Raw genomic sequence first — 22,186 nt, forward strand, 5'->3', positions numbered from 1 at the left:
CGAAAAGTCTAAATTGGTTTAGGACCTTAAAATTTATTTTCCAACAACCAACAACTACTTATGTCTATCAAAAACCAACTCCCCATTTTTCCAAATCATACACGGTTTTAGATTCCCTTGGTTGTACAAAATATCTTGATAATTATCTGAATGAAAAACTGCTAGGTCGGCTAAAAGTCCTGCTTCCAATTTTCCACGGTCTTCTAATTTCAAAGCAGCTGCTGCTCTAAAAGTGATACCCGCCAAAACCTCGGCATTGGTAAGTTTTTCAAATGTTCCTAGAATGCTGGCTTGGGTAAGTAAATCTCCCATTGGGGCAGAGCCAGGGTTGTGATCACTAGCTATGGCAAGTGCTGCACCTGCATCTAATAATTTGCGTGCTGGAGTAAAATCGCATCCTAAACCAATAGAAGCACCAGGTAATGCTACGGCAATGGTATCGCTGTTTGCTAAAAGTGCTATTTCTGTATCGGTACTAGCTTCAAGATGATCTGCGCTAATGGCGTTATGGTTCACGGCAACTTTGCTTCCGCTTGTTGAGAATTGGTCTGCATGTACGGTAATATCAAAATTCATGTCGTGGGCTATTGAAAAATACGCCTGAATATCATCAGTAGAAAAAGCACTTTCTTCAATAAAAGCATCAATTCTATGTGTTAGATTTTCTTCTTTAAGAATTGGGAACAACTCCTCGCAGATCATTTTTAAATACTCTTTTTCTGTGCCCTCAAAATCTTTAGGTAACATATGGGCAGCTAGGCAAGTTGAAATCAATTCAGGCAATGCCTTTTCATTAGCTTCTTTAATTGCACGAAGCATTTTTAGTTCTTCATCTACTGTTAATCCGTATCCACTTTTAACTTCTAGTGTTGTAGTGCCATTTTTTAGATGACGATTGGCTCTTTTAATCGTGTTCTTGGTCAATTCTTCAATACTCGCTTTTCGGGTTTCGGTAACTGTATCCCAAATGCCACCACCTGCATTTGCAATCTCTAAATATGATTTCCCGGCATTTCTCATAGCATAATCTTTGGCGCGAGATCCACCAAAACAGATATGGGTATGGGCATCTACAAAGCCAGGTAAGCAAACATGATTGCCTTTTAATAATTGAATGTTTGCATCTGGATGTTCCGATTTTAGATCATCAAAATTTCCTGTTGCAAGTATTAGGTTGTTTTCAAATAAAATTCCGCCTTCAGCAATCACCTCAAGTTCACGATCAGAAATTGCACCTTTAAGTGCTAATCCGGTCATGGGTATGATTTGTTTAAACGGACCTATAAGTGTTCTTTTTGTCATTAGATTAGTAGTTTTCGAACTGTTCTGAGTGTTTTGTTTTTAAAGATATGCCATGTTCCGCTTGTACGCGGTCTATAACTTTAAGTATTGCCTGATCTTTGATCATGGCAATGCCTTTTTCAATATCATCTGCAAATACACGGTCTTTACTGGCAAAAGCTACTTGACTGCGAACGGCATTATGTACTTCTTCTAAATATATGCCCGATTTCAACGGCTTTCTAAATTCAAAAGCTTGGGCAGCGGTCAATAGTTCTATCGCCAAAATCTTCTCTACATTACCAATTACTTGCAATGCTTTTCTACCGCCTATTGATCCCATGCTTACATGGTCTTCTTGACCTAGGGAAGTGGGAATACTATCTGCACTTGATGGAAAGCAAAGTCCCTTATTCTCACTAGCCAATGCCGCGGTAGTGTATTGTAAAATCATGTAACCAGAATTAATGCCGGTATCGTTCATTAGTAATTTTGGAACACCGGGACTATTTCCTTCCAAGGATAAATAAATGCGACGGTCAGATATATTACCGATTTCCGATGCAGCTAAACAAGCATAGTCCAATGCCATTGCTAACGGCTGACCATGAAAATTACCACCACTTATGGTCAGTTCTTCATCTATAATTACTGGATTGTCCGTAACCGAATTTAATTCTACTTCTAATAATTTCTTTAAATGTAACCATGCTGTTCTAGAAGCTCCATGAACTTGAGGAATGCATCGAATGGAGTAGGGGTCTTGTACCTTTTCGCAATCTATATGAGCTTCCATAATTTCAGAACCTTTCAGTAATTTTTTAACCCGTTTTGCCACATGCACATTTCCCTTAAATGGTCGTAACTCGTGTAATTCATTATAAAATGGTTTTACTGAACCTTGTAAACCTTCTATCATCATAGCGCCAATAACATCTGCCTGCGCTAAAATAGAATGTAATTGTGCTACCACTTTTACGGCATGTGCCGCTATAAATTGTGTGCCGTTTATAAGCGCCAGTCCTTCTTTTGGTCCTAAAGCAATTGGTTCCAGTCCTGTTTTTTTGAAAAGTGCCTCAGTTGTGATTATTTTATTTTTATATTCCACTTTACCTAAGCCAATAAGTGGTAAGAATAAATGGGAAAGCGGTGCTAAATCTCCAGATGCGCCAACAGAACCTTGTGAGGGAACTATAGGGATGGCATCATTTTCTATATGCCAAATAATTCGGTTTAAAGTGGTTAATGCTATTCCGGAATATCCTTTTGCAAGTGATTGTGCCTTTAGAATCAGCATTAATTTTGCAATGTCTTTTGCTATTGGTTCACCAACACCAACGCTATGACTTTGAAGTATATTGGTCTGTAAAATATTGGTTGCTGACTTAGATATTTTGGTGGTACATAATGGTCCAAAACCTGTGTTGATACCATAAACGGGCTCGCCTTTATCTACAATGTTTTGTACTATTTTCCAGCTATTGGTTATTTTTTGTTCTGTAGCTTTTGACAGTGTAGTAGAAAGGTTACCAAGAACAATTTGCGTTGCCTTACCTGCGGTTAGCCAATCTTCACCCAATTTAAATGTCTGTTTGCTCATAGCTTAAGCTTTTCAAATATTTTAATTAAAATTAATATCTATTTTTGATACTTGGTAATATCAATTTTATCATCAATTAATAACTATGAGTAATCAGATAGAATTACGTCACCTATCCTATTTTCTAGCGGTTGCGCAAGAATTACACTTTAGAAAGGCTGCTGAAAAATTATTTATTTCTCAACCAGGGCTCAGTAGGCAGATAAAGCAGATGGAAGAGATTCTAGAGACCCAATTATTTGAAAGAAATAAGAAAAAAGTAGGGTTAACGCCTGCCGGGCACTATTTAAAAAAGGAGGTTGAATATATTTTTAGCCACCTGGAAAAGGTAGAACGTCAATTAAAAATGGTGGGCGATGGTAATAGTGGTGAATTACGCATTGGCTTTTTAGGTTCGGCCATGCAACAGGTAATACCAGAATTGTTACTTGGCTTAAAGGAGCAATACCCAAAGGTGAAAACATCTTTAGAAGAACTTTCTAATGTTGCGCAAGTTGATGCTGTATTAAAAGATAAATTGGATATGGGGTTTGTTCGGGTTTCTAGGGTTCCAAGCACCTTAGAGATGAAAACAGTTTTTACAGATACTTTTTCGCTTGTCTTGCCTGAAAGATACCCTATGCTAACTAGAGAGTTTAAAGGAATGCAGCGCTTTGCAAAAGAAGATTTTATACTGTTTAGTCAGGCATATAGTCCGTTGTACTATGAAACAATCATGAGTATTTGTCAAGATGCTGGTTTTGCACCGAAAATCTCACATAAATCTGTTCATGCGCATACTATATTTAAATTGGTAGAAAATCATATGGGGATTGCCATTGTGCCAACATCTTTGCAAAACGGGTTTCAAATGCGGGTTAAGTTTGTGGAGTTAAAAGATATACCACAACGTGCGGAACTATCGGTAATTTGGAAAAAAGAACATACCAATCCTGTTTTGAAGAATTGTATGGAATTGCTTTTGGAAGATAAGTTTTAATACTTGTCTAACATAGAATGAGTTTTTGAAGGGTTAATTTTACTTTGAGTATAACAGAGAGAATAGAAAATAGAGAAGAGAGAATAGAAAAGAGAGCTTGCTGCGAATTGCGCTATGCGCGCAGCGATTAACGAACAACGAACAACGATAATTATGATATTAGATATAATAAAGAAGAGACGATCGGTATTTCCGGTACAGTATAATGATACACCAATTGCGAAGGCAGATATAGAAAAGGTATTAGAAGCTGCTAATTGGGCGCCTAATCATAAGTGCACGGAACCATGGCGTTTTAAAGTGATTCAAGGTGAGGCACAGGCAAGACTTGGTGCGTTTTTAGCCAAAAAGTATGAAGAGCTTGACCCTAAGCCAAAGGCAATGAAAATTAAGAAGTTGCAAGAGAACCCTAAAAAAGCAGGTGCTATTATTGCTATTTGTATGCAACGAGATCCTAATGAATCTATTCCGGAATGGGAAGAGGTTGCCGCAGTGGCTATGGCGGTACAGAACATGTGGTTGCAGTGCACGGATATGGGCATTGGTTCTTATTGGTCTTCACCAGGACTCATAAAACACATGGGCGATTTTTTAAACTTAGCCGATGGTGAAAAATGCCTAGGATTTTTCTACATGGGTAATTTTGATGGCGAATTGACCGAAGGTAAACGCGACCCTATCGAAACTAAAACCGAATGGATTTCGGAATAATTACTCCATTAATTAAAGAAAGGAAATAGCGTATTACTATGTTCCCAAGCTTTTGAAATGAAGAGTCCTAAATAAACAATAGCGACCATAAATTTCAAGAACGTACCTGTTAAGAATCCTAAAAAAGAACCAAAAGCCGCTTTCGTAGCGGTTTTTTTATCTGCCTTGTTCAGTAATTCTCCCACTAAAGCACCCACAAAAGGCCATATGATAATTCCGAAAGGTCCTAGAACTGGGAATATTAAAGCAACCAATAATCCTATTGTGGTACCAATCACACCAGCTTTTGTACCTCCAAATTTTTTGGTTCCTATGGCTGGTATGACATAATCTAACCCGAAAACAACAAGAGCAATAGCCAAGGTGATACCTAAGAATGTCCAGTTCATGGTAATTGCACTGGTAGAGTACAATAACAACAGCCCTACCCAGCTAATTGGTGGTCCTGGTAAAACGGGCAAAAAGCTACCTAAAATACCTACGAGCATTAAAATAAAGCCTAGAACTAATAAAAATATATCCATTGTAAATAGTAAGTGTTGCCTATAAGACTAATATAGGTTGCATTTGTTACATCATCAAAGGTCAAATTTATTTTTTTTAACTATAAAATTAGTTTAAACTAAATAATTAGTTATATTTGATCGTAGAACTAAAAGATTAGTTGAATGAAGCAGTTGACAAAAGCAGAGGAAGAAGTAATGATCGTATTGTGGGAATTACAGAAATGTAACGTAGCATCGATCATAGAAAAATTACCGGAGCCAAAACCGGCTTATAATACCGTTTCTACTATTGTAAGAATTCTAGAAAGTAAGGGTTTTGTAGATCATGAACAGCTAGGTAAAGGGTATTTGTATTTTCCATTGGTACAGAAATCAGATTACAGTAATCAGTCCATCAACAAATTGGTAGACGGCTATTTTCAAGGTTCATTTAAAAGTATGGTGTCATTTTTTATGAAGAAGAATGATATGAGTCTGTCTGAATTAGAATCGGTACTAAATGAAATTAAAAAGGATAAACCATGATACAATATATTTTGGAGTGCATTGCCTTTCAACTTCTTTTCTTAGTTATTTATGATTTTTTTCTAAAGAAGGAAACTTTTTTTCAATGGAATAGGGTGTATTTAATGGGAACCTTTGTTTTGTCCTTGATTTTACCTTGGATAAAAATAGAAGCTTTTAAGCAGCAAGTGCCACAAACGTTTGCCCAATACCCAGAGTATCTATGGGAATTACAAAATACAGGTGTTGCAGTGCAGGTTCAAGAATCATCGGGTTGGAATTTTACATGGCAAGAAGGAATTTTTTATGGCGGAATGTTAGTGGCGTTAGTACTATTCGTATTAAAAATTAGACAATTATATATCTTGAGAAAGAGTGGGGAAAAGGTTACATACCCCTTGTTTACACAAATAGTAATAACAAATAGCAACATTGCATTTTCATTCTTAAAGTCCATTTTTATTGGGGATAAAGTATTGAAAATGAAGCATGATACCATAATTGCCCATGAATTGGTACATATAAAACAAGGGCATACGTACGATTTGTTGTTCTTTGAGCTGATGCGAATAGTTGGCTGGTTTAATCCGTTAGTGTACGTGTATCAAAATCGTATTTCAGAATTACATGAATTTATTGCCGATGCTCAAGTATCAAAAGAGCATAAATCAGATCATTATGAGCAGTTATTAGCTCAGGTTTTTCAGACCGAACATATATCATTCATCAATCAATTTTTTAGACAATCATTAATCAAAAAACGAATAATCATGTTACAAAAATCAAAATCAAAAAAAGTTTGGCAGTTGAAGTATTTATTGCTAGTCCCAATGGTGTTAGTGATGTTGTTATATACCAGTTGCGAGATGTCACCAAAATCAGAAAGTGACGAATCTATAAATGCTACTTCACTATCTGCAAGTAAAGATGTTCCTTACGCCGTTGTGGAGGAAGCTCCAATTTTTCCTGGCTGTGAAGATGTAGTTGATAAAAGAGCCTGCTTCAATGAAAAAATACAGCAACATATTGGCAAATATTTCAAATACCCACAGGCTGCTCAAGATGCTAATATAGAGGGGCGTGTAAATACTATGTTCGTCATTTCTTCTGAGGGTGAAATTGAAAACATTAAAATGCGTGGTCCAGATAAATTGTTAGAAGACGAGGTGGAACGCATTGTGAAACTATTACCAAAAATGACTCCAGGAATGCAGTCTGGGAAAGCGGTTAATGTGCCTTTTTCGATTCCTGTTCAGTTTAAATTACAAGATGATAATATTGCAAATATGGTTTCCGAAATTACAAACGAAAGTGAGTTAGAACCTATGTATTATGTTGATGATATAAAAATAACTAAACTAGAAATGGAAGCTATTGATCCAAATACTATAGAAAGTATTTTTATTCTTAAAGATCAAAAAGCAATAGATACATATGGTGAGGAGGGTAGAAATGGAGTAGTTGAAATTAGAATTAAAAAGTAATAAGTGAAGCACCTTATTTTTTCGATACTACTATTGTTAATGTTTACAGCCGAAGCGCAATCTTCGGCTTTAGCTGTTGCAGATAGTTTATACATCATTGGTAATTATTCAAAAGCGATTAATGCGTATTCGAAGGTTGGCGGACTTACTGCTGCACTTCAGATAGCAAGAAGTTATAACGCCGTTGGCAATTATGAGAAAGCTATTACCCAATACCAATATGTAGTTGAAGAAGATGTTGAAAATCAACTCGCACAATTTGAACTTGGAAAATTATTGCTAAAAGTAAATAGGTTCGAAGAAGCAAAATCTGTTTTTACAAATTTGTCTAATCTCAATACGACTAACCCTGAGTTTCAGTTTTATTTGGGGGAAGCAAATCGTCATTTAGAATTAACAGATGAAAGTTTAAAACAATATAAAAAAGCAATTAAATTAGATAGTACACATCTTAGAAGCTTGTTTCAGCTTGCAAAGCATTACACTATTAAACAAGAGCGCGACAATGCATTAACGTATATTTTAAAAGGATTGAATTATTATGAGAATGATGTATCACTCATAAATTTGCATGCATTGGTACTATTCAATGATGCTCAGTTTGAAAAAGCTATTCCTTTATTTGAACGGGTATTGGAGCTTTGGGAGGATAAAAATTATGTGTATGATAAATTAGCCTTTTCATACAACAAGAATTGGGAGTTTCATAAAGCGAAAGAAGCCTATAATATTTTATTAAAAAGAGATGATACCAATTCACAAACCTATTTTGACCTTGCCGGTGTTTATCAGAAAGAAAATAAAATTGACAGCGCGAAGATTTTCATTAATAAAGCAATGGCAGTTCAAAAACCGATTTTCGCGAATGGTTATAATCAATTGGCATATATTGCCCGTGAGCAAAAAGATTTTAAAAACGCATTCAAATTATTTGAAAGGCACATAAAGAAGATTCATCTGATGCGCGTACCTATTTCAATATGGCTACAACATACGATCAGTTTGGCAAGGACTTGAAGAAGAAATTAGGCTATTATCAGAATTTTTTGAAGGATTATCCGAATCAGCATCCGTACTATTATGAAACTGCCAAAAAACGTATTTCTGAGTTAAAGGAAGAAATCCATTTTGCTAAAGATTAAACTCCTTAAAAAAATCGTAATTTCACTTGTAGAACAGGTGTAATGAAACGAGTTGTATTTTTTCTTTCGATAATACTGATAAGTTCATGTTCGTTCTTTGAGTCTAAACAAAAAAGAACACAAGAACTTATTGATGAAGAATTACGCCATTTGGACTGGAACAGTGTAGATTCTTACCCGTTCTTTTACACTTGTGATGAAGCGGTTACCAAAGAACAGCAGAAAATTTGTTTTGAAGAGACATTAATCTCCCATTTTCAAGAAACCTTAAATGATTTTGAGTTTACACTAACCGATAAGGAAAGTGAAACTGTTGAGGTCATTTTTGTTATTGATACCCTTGGTCAAATTAAGGTCGACAATATTTACAAAAATGCGCTAGTATTAAATCAAATGCCAGAATTTGATGGCGTTATAACCCAAAGCTTAAAGAATCTTCCTAAACTTGCACCCGCTTTAAAAAGAGGAATTCCGGTGAATACCAAATACCGTATTCCTGTTCAATTAAATACAAACTAAGCATATTGGCGAACGAAAAAATAATATTGGGTATTGACCCCGGTACTACTATTATGGGTTTCGGACTCATAAAAGTAGTGGGAAAAAAGATGGAGTTTATTCAAATGAACGAATTGCTCCTTCAAAAATATAGCGACCCATACACAAAGCTAAAGCTCATTTTTGAGCGTACCATAGAACTCATAGATACCTATCACCCAGATGAGATTGCTATTGAAGCGCCTTTCTTTGGTAAGAATGTACAGTCTATGTTAAAGCTAGGTCGTGCACAAGGTGTTGCTATGGCTGCAGGGTTGTCACGCCAAATACCCATAACAGAATATCTTCCTAAAAAGATTAAAATGGCGGTTACAGGTAATGGTAACGCTAGTAAAGAACAAGTGGCTAGAATGCTACAAAGTGTATTAGGATTAAAAACACTTCCAAAAAATCTAGATAGTACTGACGGACTAGCTGCTGCCGTTTGCCATTTTTATAATCAAGGTAGAATTGATGTTGTTGGTAAAAGCTACTCTGGCTGGGATGCTTTCGTAAAGCAGAATGAGAAACGAGTTAAGAAGTAGGGTTCAGTTGACAGTATCAGTTTTCAGTTAGCAGTAACAGTAACAGTAACAGTAATAAGTAAAATGTTTTATGCAATTTCAGGATTTATTGGCTTATAAGAAGTCTTTTGCGCTTGCCATGAAGATATTTCATGCTTCAAAAAACTTTCCTAAAGAGGAGAAATATTCTTTGACTGACCAAATTAGACGTTCGTCTAGAAGTGTAAGCGCTAATATTGTAGAATCTTATCGAAAAAGAAGTTATCCTAAGCACTTTATAAGTAAGTTGACAGATAGCGACGCGGAAAATTCAGAAACTCAAACCTGGCTAGAGTTTGCATTTAAATGTGACTATATTGACCAAATAACATTTAATGATTTTATAAAAGATAGTGAAGAAGTTGGTAAGCTGTTAAACTATATGATTAATAACCCAAGTAAATTTGGTTCAAACTAATAACTGTAAACTTTTTACTGGTATTGCCTACTGAATACTGGTACTGCCCACTGAAAACTGAAAACTAAAAATATGTCCGGAATTTACATCCACATCCCATTTTGCAAGCAGGCTTGTCATTATTGCGACTTTCACTTCTCTACTACTATGGGGAAGAAAGAAGCGATGGTAGATGCGTTATGCAAGGAGATAAAACTTCGTAAAGCCGAGTTTTCTGGGGAAACTGTAGCTACCATTTATTTTGGTGGTGGTACCCCTTCAGTTTTAGAAACTTCGGAAATTGCGCAGTTGATAGGTAAGGTCCATGAATATTATGATGTTATAGACAATCCGGAGATTACGTTAGAGGCGAATCCTGATGATTTATCCGAAGAGAAAATACTGCAGCTGGCAACTAGCCCAATAAACCGATTAAGTATTGGGATTCAATCTTTTTTTGAGGAGGATTTAAAGTTGATGAACAGAGCGCATAATGCTCTGGAAGCCGAAAAGTGTTTGCAATTGGCAAGCGCACATTTCGATAATATTTCCATTGACTTAATTTACGGCATGCCCAATATGACTCTAGAGCGTTGGAAGCAAAATATTGATAAAGCACTTAGTTTCGGTATACCACATATTTCTAGTTATGCCTTGACGGTAGAACCTAAAACGGCTCTGGCTAAATTTGTTGATGACGGATTGATTACTCCCGCAACCGACGAGGAAGCACAACAGCATTTTAACTTGCTGAACGAAATATTACTTGCTGAGGGGTTTGATTGTTATGAAATATCCAATTTTGGAAAACCTGGGCATTACTCTAAAAATAATTCCGCTTATTGGCAGCAGAAAAAATATATAGGTATTGGTCCGTCTGCACATTCTTTTGATGGTGTGCAACGTGGATGGAATATCAACAATAATCCAAAGTATATAAAATCCATTGAACAAAACATTTTACCTATGGAGGTTGAGGTGCTTTCTTCGACGGATAAATATAATGAATACGTGATGACCGGACTGCGGACTATCTGGGGAGTATCGTTGGCTAGAATTGCGACTGATTTTGGACCTAAATACAAAGAGTACGTACTACTGCAAGCCGATAAATTTATAGAAGAGCATTTGCTTTTTGTAGATGGTGACATCTTAAAAACTACTAAAAAAGGGATGTTTTTAGCAGACGGCATTGCTGCCGATTTGTTTATGGTGAATTTGAAATAACATATAAGGCACTGTCAGTTCGAGTGATTTTTTATTGAAGTGAAACGGAAATGAAAAATTGTATCGAGAACAGGTTTTGGAACACGAGAGCTTCTCGATACAAATTTCCTCGTGCCTCAAAAATTCACTCGAAGTGACATGGTTATAATAAATTAAGAAGGTGAAATAAAACGCATTGTCAGTTCGAGTGTTTTCTGCAAGAAAATGTATCGAGAACAGGTTTGGAACACGAATCCCTCTCGCTTTTAAGAAAATTTCTTTTTTGCAAGATTTGGTAATTCGTCATATTTTCCAGCAATAAGCGCTCTTTTCTTTGCTTGTGACCATTTTTTAATGCGTTTTTCGGTTTCAATTGCTATGTTTGGATTGGTGAATTCGCAATAAAAGACGAGTGTAACTGGTTTTCTTTTACTTGTGTAACTGTCCTTATATTTTCCTGTTTGGTGCGATTCTAATCTTTGAGTAAGGTTAGAAGTTATCCCTGTGTAAAAAGTGCTGTCGGCACATTTCAATATGTAGACGTAGTAATTTATCACTTTTCCAATTTACGATTTAGATTGTAACCGACGAGTTCTCGATACAAATTTCCTCGTGCCTCGGAAATTCACTCGAAGTGACATGGTAACATTATATTAAGAAGGTGAAATAAAACGTGTTGTCAGTTCGAGTGTTTTCTGCAAGAAAATGTATCGAGAACAGGTTTTGGAACACGCGAGCTTCTCGATAAAAATTTCCTCGTTCCTCAAAAATTCACTCGAAGTGACATAGTAACATTAAATTAAGAAGGTGAAACAAAACGAATTGTCAGTTCGAGTGATTTTTTATTGAAGAGAAACGGAAATAATAAATTGTATCGAGAACAGGTTCGAAACACACGAGCTTCTCGATACAAATCTCTTCGTTCCACAGCAATTCACTCGAAGTAAAATGGTTACAATAAATTAAGAAGGTGAAATAAAACACATTGTCAGTTCGAGTGGTTTTTTTATTGAAGAGACACGGAAATGAAAAATTGTATCGAGAACAGGTTTGGAACACGCGAGCTTCTCGATACAAATTTCCTCGTACCTCGTAAATTCACTCGAAGTGACATGGTAACATTATATTAAGAAGGTGAAATAAAACGTGTTGTCAGTTCGAGTGTTTTCTGCAAGAAAATGTATCGAGAACAGGTTTTGGAACACGCGAGCTTCTCGATAAAAATTTCCTCGTTCCTCAAAAATTCACTCGAAGTGACATAGTAACATTAAATTAAGAAGGTGAAACAAAACGAATTGTCAGTTCGAGTGTTTTCTGCAAGAAAATGTATCGAGAACAGGTTTGGAATACGATAACTGCCCTCTTCTATTATCCTTTCTTCATATACCCACAAAAAGTTGTAATTTTCTTATTTCAAAGATTACCATCTAAACTGAGGTTAAAAACAATGAAAACTACCATAACCCATAATGCTAACCAATATCAAATTAACCTATCTAAACCGTTAGATATTTCAATACCGATCACCAGTAAAAAGGATAATGTAAACGCATGGTATGTTGACGCGCCTAAGATGGAGCCACATCGTGAAAAAGGTTTTGTTGGGAGCATTCCGGCAGGTTCTAGTACTAATTTTTATGATATTTCATTTAATCCGCACGCGCATGGTACGCATACGGAATGTGTGGGGCATATATCAAAAGAGCATCAATCTGTAAATCAGTATTTAAAGCAGTTTTTCTTTTTGGCTGAGGTTATTACCGTTACACCAATAGAACAAAAAGGAGATTTGGTAATTACCAAAGATGAACTAGAAAATGCAGTAGGTAGTAAAACACCAACAGCACTGGTCATAAGAACGCTACCTAATACGGCATCTAAATTAAAAAGACAATATTCACATACTAATCCGCCATACATTTTAGAAGATGCAATGGTTTTTATTCGAGAATTGGGTGTTGAACATTTATTGATAGATCTACCATCTGTTGACAAAGAAAGAGACAATGGTGAACTATTGGCACACAAAGCATTTTGGAATTTTAATGGTGAGGTTAGGCTTGGGGCAACCATTACAGAATTTATTTTTGTGCCTGATACCGTTATTGATGGAACTTACTTTTTAAACTTACAGGTGGCACCATTTGAAAATGATGCCAGCCCAAGTAGACCGGTGCTTTATAAATTTGAGTAATTATGAAAAATCTTTTAAAATTAGAGGAATTGGCATTGTTGATTCTAGGTATTTTTATGTTTGGTTTGTTAGGTTATCAATGGTGGTGGTTACCGGTTTTAATATTGACCCCAGATATATCTATGCTAGGTTACTTATTGGGAGCTAGGGTTGGTGCTGTGTGCTACAATATTTTTCATCATAGAGGTTTTGCAATCCTTTTATACTTTGTAGGCATCTATTTAATGTTGCCCGTAGTTCAATTAATAGGTACAATTCTTTTTATACATACGGCTATGGACCGTATCTTTGGCTACGGACTCAAATATGATAAAGGGTTTAAGTTTACGCATTTAGGTGAAATAGGAAATAACAATGGATAATATTTTTGATACCATTCTTGGTCTGGTTTTAGGCGCTATTGGCATGTATTGGCTTTTTAATTTTTTTAAAGGCAAAAAAAGAAAAGAGATTACAATACACCAATCTTCGGTGTTGTTAGAAAAGATGAAAAGCGTTTGCAAACTAATATCTGTAGAAGGGGAATTTGCAGAAATCTACCAGTATGAAAACGTAAAGGATTTCATGAGTTTGGTAAGTAGTAAAAAGAAGGCTTTGGTGGTTATTAAAGCTAAAGCACATATTGGTTATGACTTAAGCAAACTTTTAATGCATGCCGATGAGAAAAAGAAAACGATAGTACTTGATAATTTCCCGCAACCAGAGGTATTGAGCATTGAGCCAGAGTTGGAGTTTTATGATATTAAAAGTGGCTTTTTTAACTTTTTTGCGCCAGATGATCTTACAAAACTAAATGCCGAAGCAAAAACTCATATTAAAGAAAAAATACCTGAAAGCGGATTAATGGATACCGCTAGAAAAGAAGCGTTACAGAGCGTTTTAATAATGGAGAAAATTGTGGAGACTATTGGGTGGACATTAGATTACTCCGCTCTTGAAATTCCTCAAAAACAAATTGACTTACTCGAAGAATAATAACAAACAACTAAAAAAATAAAAATGAAAAACGTAATTTGTATCCTTGTACTAATACTAATGACCAGCGTTTGTTTTGGTCAAAATGATGATAAAATGACAGAATTCGATGCTAATTTTTCCCATACCGTATTTTTTTGGTTGAAAAACCCTGATAATCAAGCGGACAGAACGGCTTTTGAAACTTCTTTACGCAAGTTCTTAGATAATTCGTCGTATGCCAAAACACAGTTTATTGGTACGCCACCAAAAGCAAGTAGAGATGTAGTGGATGGTTCATTCACGTACTCTTTAATCGTAAGTTTCGATTCTGCCGAATCTCAACAAGCTTATCAAGATGAGGCACCTCACAAAGTGTTTATTGCTGAATCTGAGAATCTGTGGTCTAAGGTCATTGTTTATGACTCTACAGGTATCTAAAAAATTATCCTGATTTTAAGGTCAGGTACTTTTTACAGTGTTTGACCTTATTCAAAATTATAGTCTAAAAACTCAATAGCATGAACGTTGAAGAATACCGAGACTATTGTATTTCAAAAAAAGGAGTAACAGAATCTTTTCCTTTTGATGAGGTTACCCTTGTATTTAAGGTGATGGGTAAAATGTTCGCATTATGCGGATTAGAAAATGTGCCGTTACGCGTAAACCTAAAATGCGATCCAGAAAGAGCCATAGAACTTCGCGAAAAGCATGATGGCATTATAGAGGGCTGGCACATGAGCAAAAAACATTGGAATACCGTCTACCTAGATCAAATATCTAAAGAACTTACGTTAGAACTTATTGACCATTCTTATGATTTGGTAGTGTCTAAATTGACTAAGAAGGTAAAGGCAGAGTTGGAGGGGTTGTAGTATTTTGTTATTGCATAAAGATTTAAAAGTTTTTGAAGTGATGTTTTGGAAAAGGAAAAAGAAAAAATTCCCTGAATTTAAATGCACTGAATGTGGTAAAATCCATTCTGAGTGGCCTGCTTTAGCTTTTAATTCTCCTGCTAATTATAATAATCTTTCAGATAAGAATAAAGAGGAAATAGGAAAGTTGGATACGGACTTTTGTGAAATTCATTACGCTGACCAAATTGACCGTTTTATAAGGGTGACACTAACTCAAAAGGTTAATGGTATTTGCGAAAATCTGGAATATGGTCTGTGGGTATCTTTAAGTGAAAAAAGCTATTTCAATTATAAAGAGAATTACAATAACCAGAATCACGAAACAGGATATTTCGGATGGTTATGTAGTAATATTGCTGAATATGGAGATACGTCTTCAATTCCTTGTGATGTTATAACTAAAACTGGAAATAGTAGACCTGAGATTTTTCCGCATCAGGATTTTGACCACCCGTTTGTTAAAGATTATTATGGGGGTATTTCAAAAAAGGAAGCGGTAAAGCGTATAGATGAAATGATAAAAAATGTTGGTTGATTTTAATGGCTTAATTAGTTGTATATATGTTGATTACATTTTAATTATTAAAAATATCATAACTAAATAATACTTATCAAATTTATTTTAAATTCAAAAAGAATCCCATTCCCTCACTCAAAACCACCATTCCCTCATTCTTACTTTTTAATACTTATTGATTTGCTGTACTTAATAGTGCTTAAAACCACTATTTATGAAAAACCACAGATCACCACAAGAAGTTAATGCCGGTTCAATGGCTGACATCGCTTTTCTATTATTGATTTTTTTCTTGGTCACCACATCTATAGAAAATGATGCTGGGCTCAATCGATCCTTGCCTCCTGATGTTTCTGATAATATCGTTGATATAAAAGAAAAAAACCTTTTTGAAATCAGTATAAATAATGCCGATAAAATAATGGCAGAAGATGATATTGTAGATTCTAAAAATCTTAAGGAGAAAGTAATTGCCTTTATTGATAATGGCGGATTATCAAGTGAAAGTGATAAATACTGTGCGTATTGTAAAGGTAATAGGCTTGCAAATTCATCTGAGAACCCTGATAAGGCAATTGTCTCTATAAAGACACAACGTAATTCTAGTTACCCTGTTTATGTTGCTGTACAAAATGAAGTTTTGGGTGCCTACAATTTCCTACGTAATAGAGAAAGTTTACGATTGTTTAATACCACTTATGAAGCTATGAATGCTCAATATTACAATGATGAAATTAGTGAGAATCAAAAGATAGAATTAAAAGAACGACTTGAAATTATTAGAGCACTTTATCCGCAGAAAATTTTAGAACCAGAAACCGTAAATAACTAAGACCATGATAAAATTCAACAAATACAGATCAAGTAAAAGCTTGCCTCCAGTTTCAACTGCTTCATTGCCCGATATCGTTTTTATTCTTCTCTTTTTCTTCATGACGGTTACGGTGATGAAAAATCAGAATTTATTGGTGGAAAATACCTTGCCAACAGCTACTGAAACCGAAAAATTGGATAAGAAAGACCGTGTAATTGAAATTTATATAGGTAAGCCTACAACTGATGGCAATGCCAATTTAGGAGATGAGCCCAGAATACAAATGGATAATAAATTTATAACCGTAGACGAAGTTGGTGATTATGCCCTTCAAGCCCTATCATCAATGCCCCAGCATTTAAGAAGTGTAGCAACAGTCTCTATAAAAGCTGATGTGGAAGTAAAAATGGGAGTAATCGATGATCTTAAAAATCAACTACGTAAAGTGAATTTGCTGAAAATAAATTATACTACTTATGAAGGTGCCATTGTAGATAACTTATAGGATATAAGAAGTGATTTTAAATCCATTTTCCATTTATAGAAATCATTTTCTAAGGTTATCTTTACCTTTTCTATAACAGGTTATTTTCATGAATAGTTTAGAGGAGTTTTATAATAAGCGAGTACAAAAGTATAATGAGGCTATAGAGGCCTTGAATAAAAAGCTGTTTACTTTTAGTACACTTCGCTTACTTATATTTTTGGGTACTATTGCAGGTATTTATTTTGCATCGGTAAATGCAAAATATGTTATTGGGGTTTTGTGTGTAGGTATTCCGTTATTCTTGATTATGGTAACCAAGTACACGAATTTAAAACTTCAAAAAGCTAAAATTGAGGAATTAAGAAATATCAATACAGTAGAGTTACAAGTACTTAAAAGAGATTTTTCAAAACTACCCAACGGAAAAGAATTTACAGACGACATCCATTTTTTTAGTCAGGATATTGACCTATTTGGTGAAGGTTCGTTTTATCAAATCTCCAATAGAACAAAACTTGCAGAGGGGAGTTTGTTATTGGCAGATACCTATAAAGAAAATTCAATAAACGACATAAAGGAAAAGCAAGCAGCAATTGCTGAAATAGCTGAAAAAGTAGATTGGAGACAAGAGTTTTCTGCAATGGCAGCTTTGACGAAAACAGAAACTTCTACTCATACCATAGCGCATTGGTTAAAGAACTATAACGCCTTTGTTCCAAAGGTCATGAAGTTTATTCCACTTGTGTTTTCAATTATTTCTGTGGCTGTTTTTGTTGCTTATTTTTTAGATTACCTGCCAGAATCTGTTTTAATTTTATGGTTGGTGCTAGGTATGCTTATTGTTGGGGTGTTCACTAAAAAAGTCACTAATTTAGGACAGAATGCTACTAAAATGAAATCTACTTTTGACCAGTACAATCAGTTATTGGCAATGATAGAAACAACAGATTTTACTTCGGATTTATTAAAACAGCAGAAGGCAAATATTCTAAGTAACGGAGAAAGTAATTCTAAGGTTTTAAAGAAATTTGCATCACTTCTAAGTAATCTTGACCGTAATAATAATCTTTTGTATTTGATTTTTGCAAACGGATTTTTTCTTCGCTCTTTAACCGATTGTCTAGCGGTTGAAAAATGGATAGAGGAACATGGTAAGAGTGTAGAAACCTGGTTTAATACTATTGCTTTTTTTGATGCCTATAATAGTTTAGGGAACTTCGCTTTTAATCACCCAAATTTCACATATCCAACAATTGCTAATGACGGTGTGGTATTAAAATCTAAGAATGCAGGTCACCCATTGTTAGATCCCAAGAAAAGTATTTTAAATGATATTACCATTGAGGGTGGTCAATTCTTTATCATTACCGGAGCAAATATGGCTGGTAAGAGTACATTTTTAAGAACGGTATCGTTACAGATTATGATGGCAAATGTTGGTTTGCCGGTTTGCGCAGAATCGGTCAGTTATTCGCCAATAAAATTAATTACGAGCATGCGTACTACAGATTCATTAACAGATGATGAATCTTACTTCTTTTCAGAATTAAAACGCTTAAGATACATTGTAGACGAAATACAGACCGATCGTTACTTCATTGTACTTGATGAAATATTAAAAGGAACCAATAGTACGGACAAAGCATTGGGCTCAAGAAAATTTGTAGAGCGCTTGGTAAAGAGCAATTCTACCGGTATTATAGCTACCCATGATCTTAGCCTTTGCGAAGTCGCCGATGAATATGATGCAGTTAAGAACCATTATTTTGACGCTGAGATTATAGATAACGAACTACATTTTGATTATACGTTCAAAAACGGAATTTGTCAGAATATGAATGCTTCCTTTCTGTTAAAGAAGATGGGGATTATTGAATAAAAGATTTTTATTCTTAGATTTCAGTTTGTAATCATTTTCCGTCTTTTTTATGCATAAAATTTCGCTTCTATTTCTTGTTCTTTTCTCAAATATGCTTCTTGCTCAAAATGAAATTGGTAACAATTTGGTCAAGGATAAATTCTTAAAATATTTTGAATTACCACGAGAGTCCGTATTTCTACATACTAATAAAACAACGTATATAGCCAATGAAGAAGTATGGTTAAAGGGATATGTGTATAATAGGCATAACAGTACGCCTTTTAATCAAACGACAACGGTTCATGTAGGTTTGTATAATGCCGATGGCAAGAAGTTTAACGACTATCATTTTAAAGCTAGCGACGGTTATTTTAAAGGTAATATAGCGGTAGATTCAGTGCTTGCCAGTGGAGATTATTATCTAAGGACAAGCACAAATTGGATGAAGAATTTTAAAGAGGATGATTCATTTGTACAGAAGATTACCATTTTAAATGAGAAGCCAATTGAAAAAGCTAAATCTATCAAGGAATATGATGTTCAATTTCTTCCTGAAGGAGGTAACTTAGTTGAAGATGCACCGGGTGTTATGGGTGTAAAAGTTACTGATGCTAACGGCTATGGCGTAAGAATTGTAGAAGGTTCCGTATTCGATAGTGACAATACTCAAGTTGCAAGATTTTACACGTCCATTTTTGGTTTGGGAAAATTTAATTTCAATCCAAAGGCAGGTGTTGAGTATGTGGCTAAAATAGAATTTGACGATGGTAGTGTAAAAACTACTACACTTCAAAAACCTTCTAAAATAGGTATCTCATTTAGTGTTAAAAACGTTGATGAGAATCGGTTCATTATTAGTTTAACCACAAACGCGGCAACAAAGGAAATCATTAAAGAACAACAGTTTTATTTGTTGATACATAAAGATGGTCACGCTAATAGAATACCCATTACCTTTCCCAAGAATAAACTATTTATATCAAAAGTTTTAAATAAGGAAGTGTTGAATAAAGGGATGAATATCTTGACCTTATTTAATCCTGATGGTAAGCCAATTGCAGAGCGATTGATATTTAACCATGCAGATCTTTTGGACTCTAAATTGGAGGTAAGCAAATTATCTACAGAGGCTGATTCATTAAAAATTCAAGTCAAGCTTCTTAACAGTAGCAAAGGATCGCAAAACTTAAGTGTATCTGTATTGCCAGAAAAAACAATTTCGAACAATAATCAAAACTCAATTTATAGCGCATTCTATTTAAAACCTTACATAAGAGGGTTTGTTGAAAATCCTAAATATTATTTTAAGAACGTTACTACTAAAAAAGAGAACGACCTTGATCTGTTATTGATGACCCAAGGTTGGTCTAGATATGATTGGAACGATATTTTTAAAGGACCTCTTGGGCAGTTTTATGAATTTGAAAACGGAATAGATTTAGAAGGAACTATCTACAGTAAAGGAGTCACCTCAGAAGAAAAGCTCTTAGTTAGTTTCCCAGATGGTAGAAGTAGGTATTTAGACATTTTAGACAATAGATTTTTGATTGAGAAGAACTTTCCAATAAAGGGAGAAGGCTTGGATTTTACGCTCATTGTTAAGAATGGAAAATTGGCTAAACCAAATATTGGTTTAAATATGAAGTTAGGGGTTATACCAGATGAAATAGATACTATTTGGAAAGAAAAGGTAGAATCTGAAGATGAAGACAGTTCTACCAAAATTAATGCTCCAGATTTAATTTCTACTGATAATACTATTAGTCTGAATGAGGTTACTGTAGTTGAGAATAAACTCAATGCAACAGTAGAAAGTAATGTGTTTATTCCTAAGTATTTAAAAGGAAAAATGACAGAGGTAACTGAGGATATAGAATTTAGTTTTCCATTAATAACCGATATTATAGCATCTAGAGGTTATTACGTACGAGAAGAGTTAAGTTTTGGTAGTACAGATCGGCTTATCATTAGAGCAAGAACTGTTCAATCTTTTCTTTCAGGAAATGCTTTGCCCGTTCCAGTTATTTATTTGAATGGAGCAAGATTGAGCACACTTGATATTTTGTATAGAATGCCTACTAGTGAGGTAGAAAGTTTTTTGATAGATAAAACTGGGTCAGGAGAGGGGGCAAGAGGCGCTGGCGGTGTGATCCGTATTTATACACGAAGAGTGCCAAGAGGCTACAATAATCAGTTTAGTAAAGAGGAGAATGTGTTTAACTATAAACTTAAAGAAGGGTTTGAACCTGTTAAGAAATTTTATACACCCAAATACACTTCATATCTTTCAAATGAATTTGAAAATTTTGGAACCATACATTGGGTACCTGAATTAAAAACCAATGAAAACGGTATTGCTACTTTTAAAATACTGAACACCCTGCAGAATAATATCAATTTTTATATTGAAGGTATGAGTACAGAGGGCAATTTAATTTCAGCAGAGCAAAGTCTTAAAATTGATTGATTCAAATTTATTAAAATAATATAACAACACTTATTAATTCCCCCTTTGGGGGCTAGGGGGCATATGGATTCATTAACGCAAATAGTACTTGGGGCAGCCGTTGGTGAAGCCGTTTTAGGTAAGAAAGTAGGCAACAAGGCAATGCTTTATGGTGCTATCGCCGGTACCATACCAGATTTAGATGTGATCACACGCTATTTTCTTGATACGGTTACCGCAACGGAATGGCATAGAGGTTTTAGTCACTCCATTTTCTTTTCTGTACTTTTTGCTCCTGTATTCGGGTGGTTGGTATGGAAGATAAATAAGAAAGAATCGGCTACTTGGAAAGAGTGGTCATGGTTAATGTTCTGGGGTCTTTTTACACACCCTGTGTTAGATGCGTTCACTACTTGGGGCACACAATTGTTCTGGCCTTTAAAACTTCGGTTGGCTTTTCAAAGTGTTTTCGTGATTGATCCGTTATACACAGTTCCTTTTATCATATTTGTGATTTTGGCTATGTTTCAAAAACGTACTTCAGTAAAGCGAAGAAGATATAATAGAATAGGTCTAATCATTTGTTCAAGCTATTTATTGTTAACCTTAATCTTAAAGGGGGGCGCCTTTCAACAATTTGAGAATGCACTTGATAAACAGGGGATAGTTTATAATGAAATGAATACGCGTCCTTCTCCTTTGAATACGGTGTTGTGGATGGCAAATGTAGATACTGAAGATGCTTATTTAATGGCAGATTATTCTTTCTTTGATACCCAACCGATTGCATTTACTTCTTACCCTAAAAATCATGACTTGCTAGGTAAATGGGCAGATAATGATAAGATAGTACGACTTATTAAAATAACAGAAGGCTGGTATACCATTACAGAAAAAGAAGGACAACTTTATTTTAATGATTTAAGATTCGGACTCATTAGTTTAGATGAAAACGAAACTCAGTTTGCTTTTAGTTACAAATTGGTGCCTAATGGTGATAATCTCATTGTGGAAGAAAGACCAAAATATAAAAGGGATGCCAAACGTTTAATGGCTGCACTGTGGCAACGTATTTGGGGAAATTAG

General features: G+C 35.0%; 24 protein-coding genes. 20 read left to right on the plus strand and 4 right to left on the minus strand.

Features of this window, described 5'->3' with window-relative positions; translation table 11 throughout:
• Window positions 1-54: 54 nt before the first annotated feature.
• Both hutI and hutH read right to left on the minus strand, forming a co-directional pair.
• Window positions 55-1,302 (minus strand): imidazolonepropionase, encoded by a 1,248-nt coding sequence (gene hutI / locus PXD56_RS03015; RefSeq protein WP_276491880.1) that lies wholly within the window; start codon window positions 1,300-1,302, stop codon window positions 55-57.
• A gap of 4 nt (window positions 1,303-1,306) precedes the next feature.
• Entirely contained in the window at window positions 1,307-2,881 is a 1,575-nt protein-coding gene (hutH, locus tag PXD56_RS03020; protein WP_276491881.1) for a histidine ammonia-lyase, read from the minus strand.
• Between the two features lie 85 nt (window positions 2,882-2,966).
• Between hutH and PXD56_RS03025 the strand changes: the two genes are divergently transcribed.
• Both PXD56_RS03025 and PXD56_RS03030 read left to right on the plus strand, forming a co-directional pair.
• Complete coding sequence (locus PXD56_RS03025; RefSeq protein ID WP_276491882.1) at window positions 2,967-3,860, plus strand: LysR family transcriptional regulator; 894 nt, start codon at window positions 2,967-2,969, stop codon at window positions 3,858-3,860.
• Window positions 3,861-4,013: 153 nt separating this feature from the next.
• Window positions 4,014-4,571 (plus strand): nitroreductase family protein, encoded by a 558-nt coding sequence (locus PXD56_RS03030; protein ID WP_276491883.1) that lies wholly within the window; start codon window positions 4,014-4,016, stop codon window positions 4,569-4,571.
• Between the two features lie 8 nt (window positions 4,572-4,579).
• On the opposite strand, the gene PXD56_RS03035 is transcribed toward PXD56_RS03030, so the two are convergent.
• On the minus strand, window positions 4,580-5,095 hold the full coding sequence (locus PXD56_RS03035; RefSeq protein WP_276491884.1) for a DUF456 domain-containing protein: 516 nt from the start codon (window positions 5,093-5,095) through the stop codon (window positions 4,580-4,582).
• Between the two features lie 144 nt (window positions 5,096-5,239).
• On the opposite strand from PXD56_RS03035, the gene PXD56_RS03040 reads away from it, so the two are divergent.
• The 7 genes from PXD56_RS03040 to hemW all read left to right on the plus strand — a co-directional run bounded on the left by PXD56_RS03040 (window position 5,240) and on the right by hemW (window position 10,931).
• On the plus strand, window positions 5,240-5,602 hold the full coding sequence (locus PXD56_RS03040) for a BlaI/MecI/CopY family transcriptional regulator (RefSeq protein ID WP_276491885.1): 363 nt from the start codon (window positions 5,240-5,242) through the stop codon (window positions 5,600-5,602).
• Window positions 5,599-7,065, plus strand: a complete 1,467-nt coding sequence (locus PXD56_RS03045) for a TonB family protein (protein WP_276491886.1) — start codon at window positions 5,599-5,601, stop codon at window positions 7,063-7,065. The genes PXD56_RS03040 and PXD56_RS03045 overlap by 4 nt, the downstream gene beginning before the upstream one ends.
• A 3-nt stretch (window positions 7,066-7,068) precedes the next feature.
• On the plus strand, window positions 7,069-8,082 hold the full coding sequence (locus PXD56_RS03050; protein WP_276491887.1) for a tetratricopeptide repeat protein: 1,014 nt from the start codon (window positions 7,069-7,071) through the stop codon (window positions 8,080-8,082).
• 167 nt (window positions 8,083-8,249) lie between these two features.
• On the plus strand, window positions 8,250-8,726 hold the full coding sequence (locus PXD56_RS03055) for an energy transducer TonB (RefSeq protein WP_276491888.1): 477 nt from the start codon (window positions 8,250-8,252) through the stop codon (window positions 8,724-8,726).
• A 5-nt stretch (window positions 8,727-8,731) separates the two neighbouring features.
• Complete coding sequence (gene ruvC / locus PXD56_RS03060) at window positions 8,732-9,289, plus strand: crossover junction endodeoxyribonuclease RuvC (protein WP_276491889.1); 558 nt, start codon at window positions 8,732-8,734, stop codon at window positions 9,287-9,289.
• Between the two features lie 70 nt (window positions 9,290-9,359).
• Window positions 9,360-9,725: a four helix bundle protein gene (locus PXD56_RS03065; RefSeq protein WP_276491890.1), complete on the plus strand. Its 366-nt coding sequence runs from the start codon at window positions 9,360-9,362 to the stop codon at window positions 9,723-9,725.
• A 72-nt stretch (window positions 9,726-9,797) separates the two neighbouring features.
• Entirely contained in the window at window positions 9,798-10,931 is a 1,134-nt protein-coding gene (gene hemW, locus PXD56_RS03070; RefSeq protein WP_276491891.1) for a radical SAM family heme chaperone HemW, read from the plus strand.
• A 245-nt stretch (window positions 10,932-11,176) separates the two neighbouring features.
• Here hemW and PXD56_RS03075 read toward each other — a convergent pair whose 3' ends face one another.
• The gene (locus PXD56_RS03075) at window positions 11,177-11,467 is read right to left on the minus strand and encodes a GIY-YIG nuclease family protein (protein ID WP_276491892.1); all 291 of its coding nucleotides are present in this window, start codon (window positions 11,465-11,467) and stop codon (window positions 11,177-11,179) included.
• An 890-nt stretch (window positions 11,468-12,357) separates the two neighbouring features.
• Here PXD56_RS03075 and PXD56_RS03080 point away from each other — a divergent pair.
• The 11 genes from PXD56_RS03080 to PXD56_RS03130 all read left to right on the plus strand — a co-directional run bounded on the left by PXD56_RS03080 (window position 12,358) and on the right by PXD56_RS03130 (window position 22,186).
• Window positions 12,358-13,104 (plus strand): cyclase family protein, encoded by a 747-nt coding sequence (locus PXD56_RS03080; RefSeq protein WP_276491893.1) that lies wholly within the window; start codon window positions 12,358-12,360, stop codon window positions 13,102-13,104.
• Window positions 13,105-13,106: 2 nt separating this feature from the next.
• On the plus strand, window positions 13,107-13,466 hold the full coding sequence (locus PXD56_RS03085) for a DUF4260 domain-containing protein (RefSeq protein WP_276491894.1): 360 nt from the start codon (window positions 13,107-13,109) through the stop codon (window positions 13,464-13,466).
• On the plus strand, window positions 13,459-14,079 hold the full coding sequence (locus PXD56_RS03090; protein ID WP_276491895.1) for a DUF4230 domain-containing protein: 621 nt from the start codon (window positions 13,459-13,461) through the stop codon (window positions 14,077-14,079). Before PXD56_RS03085 ends, PXD56_RS03090 begins: the two co-directional genes overlap by 8 nt.
• Window positions 14,080-14,139: 60 nt before the next feature.
• Window positions 14,140-14,499, plus strand: coding sequence for a Dabb family protein (locus PXD56_RS03095; RefSeq protein WP_420828441.1), 360 nt, complete (start codon window positions 14,140-14,142; stop codon window positions 14,497-14,499).
• An 80-nt stretch (window positions 14,500-14,579) separates the two neighbouring features.
• A complete protein-coding gene (locus PXD56_RS03100) occupies window positions 14,580-14,933 on the plus strand; it encodes an MmcQ/YjbR family DNA-binding protein (RefSeq protein ID WP_276491897.1) in 354 nt (117 codons plus the stop codon).
• 40 nt (window positions 14,934-14,973) lie between these two features.
• Window positions 14,974-15,510 (plus strand): DUF2199 domain-containing protein, encoded by a 537-nt coding sequence (locus tag PXD56_RS03105; RefSeq protein ID WP_276491898.1) that lies wholly within the window; start codon window positions 14,974-14,976, stop codon window positions 15,508-15,510.
• Between the two features lie 196 nt (window positions 15,511-15,706).
• A complete protein-coding gene (locus PXD56_RS03110; RefSeq protein ID WP_276491899.1) occupies window positions 15,707-16,324 on the plus strand; it encodes an ExbD/TolR family protein in 618 nt (205 codons plus the stop codon).
• A 4-nt stretch (window positions 16,325-16,328) separates the two neighbouring features.
• A complete protein-coding gene (locus PXD56_RS03115; RefSeq protein ID WP_276491900.1) occupies window positions 16,329-16,811 on the plus strand; it encodes an ExbD/TolR family protein in 483 nt (160 codons plus the stop codon).
• Between the two features lie 88 nt (window positions 16,812-16,899).
• A complete protein-coding gene (locus PXD56_RS03120; protein WP_276491901.1) occupies window positions 16,900-18,672 on the plus strand; it encodes a MutS-related protein in 1,773 nt (590 codons plus the stop codon).
• A gap of 91 nt (window positions 18,673-18,763) precedes the next feature.
• The gene (locus PXD56_RS03125) at window positions 18,764-21,121 is read left to right on the plus strand and encodes a hypothetical protein (RefSeq protein WP_276491902.1); all 2,358 of its coding nucleotides are present in this window, start codon (window positions 18,764-18,766) and stop codon (window positions 21,119-21,121) included.
• A 63-nt stretch (window positions 21,122-21,184) separates the two neighbouring features.
• Window positions 21,185-22,186: a metal-dependent hydrolase gene (locus PXD56_RS03130; RefSeq protein ID WP_276491903.1), complete on the plus strand. Its 1,002-nt coding sequence runs from the start codon at window positions 21,185-21,187 to the stop codon at window positions 22,184-22,186.

This window comes from Maribacter zhoushanensis (assembly GCF_029350975.1).
Classification (GTDB): Bacteria; Bacteroidota; Bacteroidia; order Flavobacteriales; family Flavobacteriaceae; genus Maribacter; species Maribacter zhoushanensis.

Bases quoted from the DNA above. Each gene is read 5' to 3' on its own strand.
- PXD56_RS03055 (WP_276491888.1), top strand. From the start codon at position 8,250: ATGAAACGAGTTGTATTTTTTCTTTCGATAATACTGATAAGTTCATGT.
- PXD56_RS03105 (WP_276491898.1), top strand. From the start codon at position 14,974: ATGTTTTGGAAAAGGAAAAAGAAAAAATTCCCTGAATTTAAATGCACT.
- PXD56_RS03085 (WP_276491894.1), top strand. From the start codon at position 13,107: ATGAAAAATCTTTTAAAATTAGAGGAATTGGCATTGTTGATTCTAGGT.
- PXD56_RS03035 (WP_276491884.1), bottom strand. From the start codon at position 5,095: ATGGATATATTTTTATTAGTTCTAGGCTTTATTTTAATGCTCGTAGGT.
- PXD56_RS03080 (WP_276491893.1), top strand. From the start codon at position 12,358: ATGAAAACTACCATAACCCATAATGCTAACCAATATCAAATTAACCTA.
- hutI (WP_276491880.1), bottom strand. From the start codon at position 1,302: ATGACAAAAAGAACACTTATAGGTCCGTTTAAACAAATCATACCCATG.
- PXD56_RS03130 (WP_276491903.1), top strand. From the start codon at position 21,185: ATGGATTCATTAACGCAAATAGTACTTGGGGCAGCCGTTGGTGAAGCC.
- PXD56_RS03040 (WP_276491885.1), top strand. From the start codon at position 5,240: ATGAAGCAGTTGACAAAAGCAGAGGAAGAAGTAATGATCGTATTGTGG.
- PXD56_RS03100 (WP_276491897.1), top strand. From the start codon at position 14,580: ATGAACGTTGAAGAATACCGAGACTATTGTATTTCAAAAAAAGGAGTA.
- PXD56_RS03045 (WP_276491886.1), top strand. From the start codon at position 5,599: ATGATACAATATATTTTGGAGTGCATTGCCTTTCAACTTCTTTTCTTA.
- PXD56_RS03030 (WP_276491883.1), top strand. From the start codon at position 4,014: ATGATATTAGATATAATAAAGAAGAGACGATCGGTATTTCCGGTACAG.
- PXD56_RS03120 (WP_276491901.1), top strand. From the start codon at position 16,900: ATGAATAGTTTAGAGGAGTTTTATAATAAGCGAGTACAAAAGTATAAT.
- PXD56_RS03115 (WP_276491900.1), top strand. From the start codon at position 16,329: ATGATAAAATTCAACAAATACAGATCAAGTAAAAGCTTGCCTCCAGTT.
- hutH (WP_276491881.1), bottom strand. From the start codon at position 2,881: ATGAGCAAACAGACATTTAAATTGGGTGAAGATTGGCTAACCGCAGGT.
- PXD56_RS03025 (WP_276491882.1), top strand. From the start codon at position 2,967: ATGAGTAATCAGATAGAATTACGTCACCTATCCTATTTTCTAGCGGTT.
- PXD56_RS03125 (WP_276491902.1), top strand. From the start codon at position 18,764: ATGCTTCTTGCTCAAAATGAAATTGGTAACAATTTGGTCAAGGATAAA.
- hemW (WP_276491891.1), top strand. From the start codon at position 9,798: ATGTCCGGAATTTACATCCACATCCCATTTTGCAAGCAGGCTTGTCAT.
- PXD56_RS03095 (WP_420828441.1), top strand. From the start codon at position 14,140: ATGACCAGCGTTTGTTTTGGTCAAAATGATGATAAAATGACAGAATTC.
- PXD56_RS03065 (WP_276491890.1), top strand. From the start codon at position 9,360: ATGCAATTTCAGGATTTATTGGCTTATAAGAAGTCTTTTGCGCTTGCC.
- PXD56_RS03090 (WP_276491895.1), top strand. From the start codon at position 13,459: ATGGATAATATTTTTGATACCATTCTTGGTCTGGTTTTAGGCGCTATT.
- PXD56_RS03110 (WP_276491899.1), top strand. From the start codon at position 15,707: ATGAAAAACCACAGATCACCACAAGAAGTTAATGCCGGTTCAATGGCT.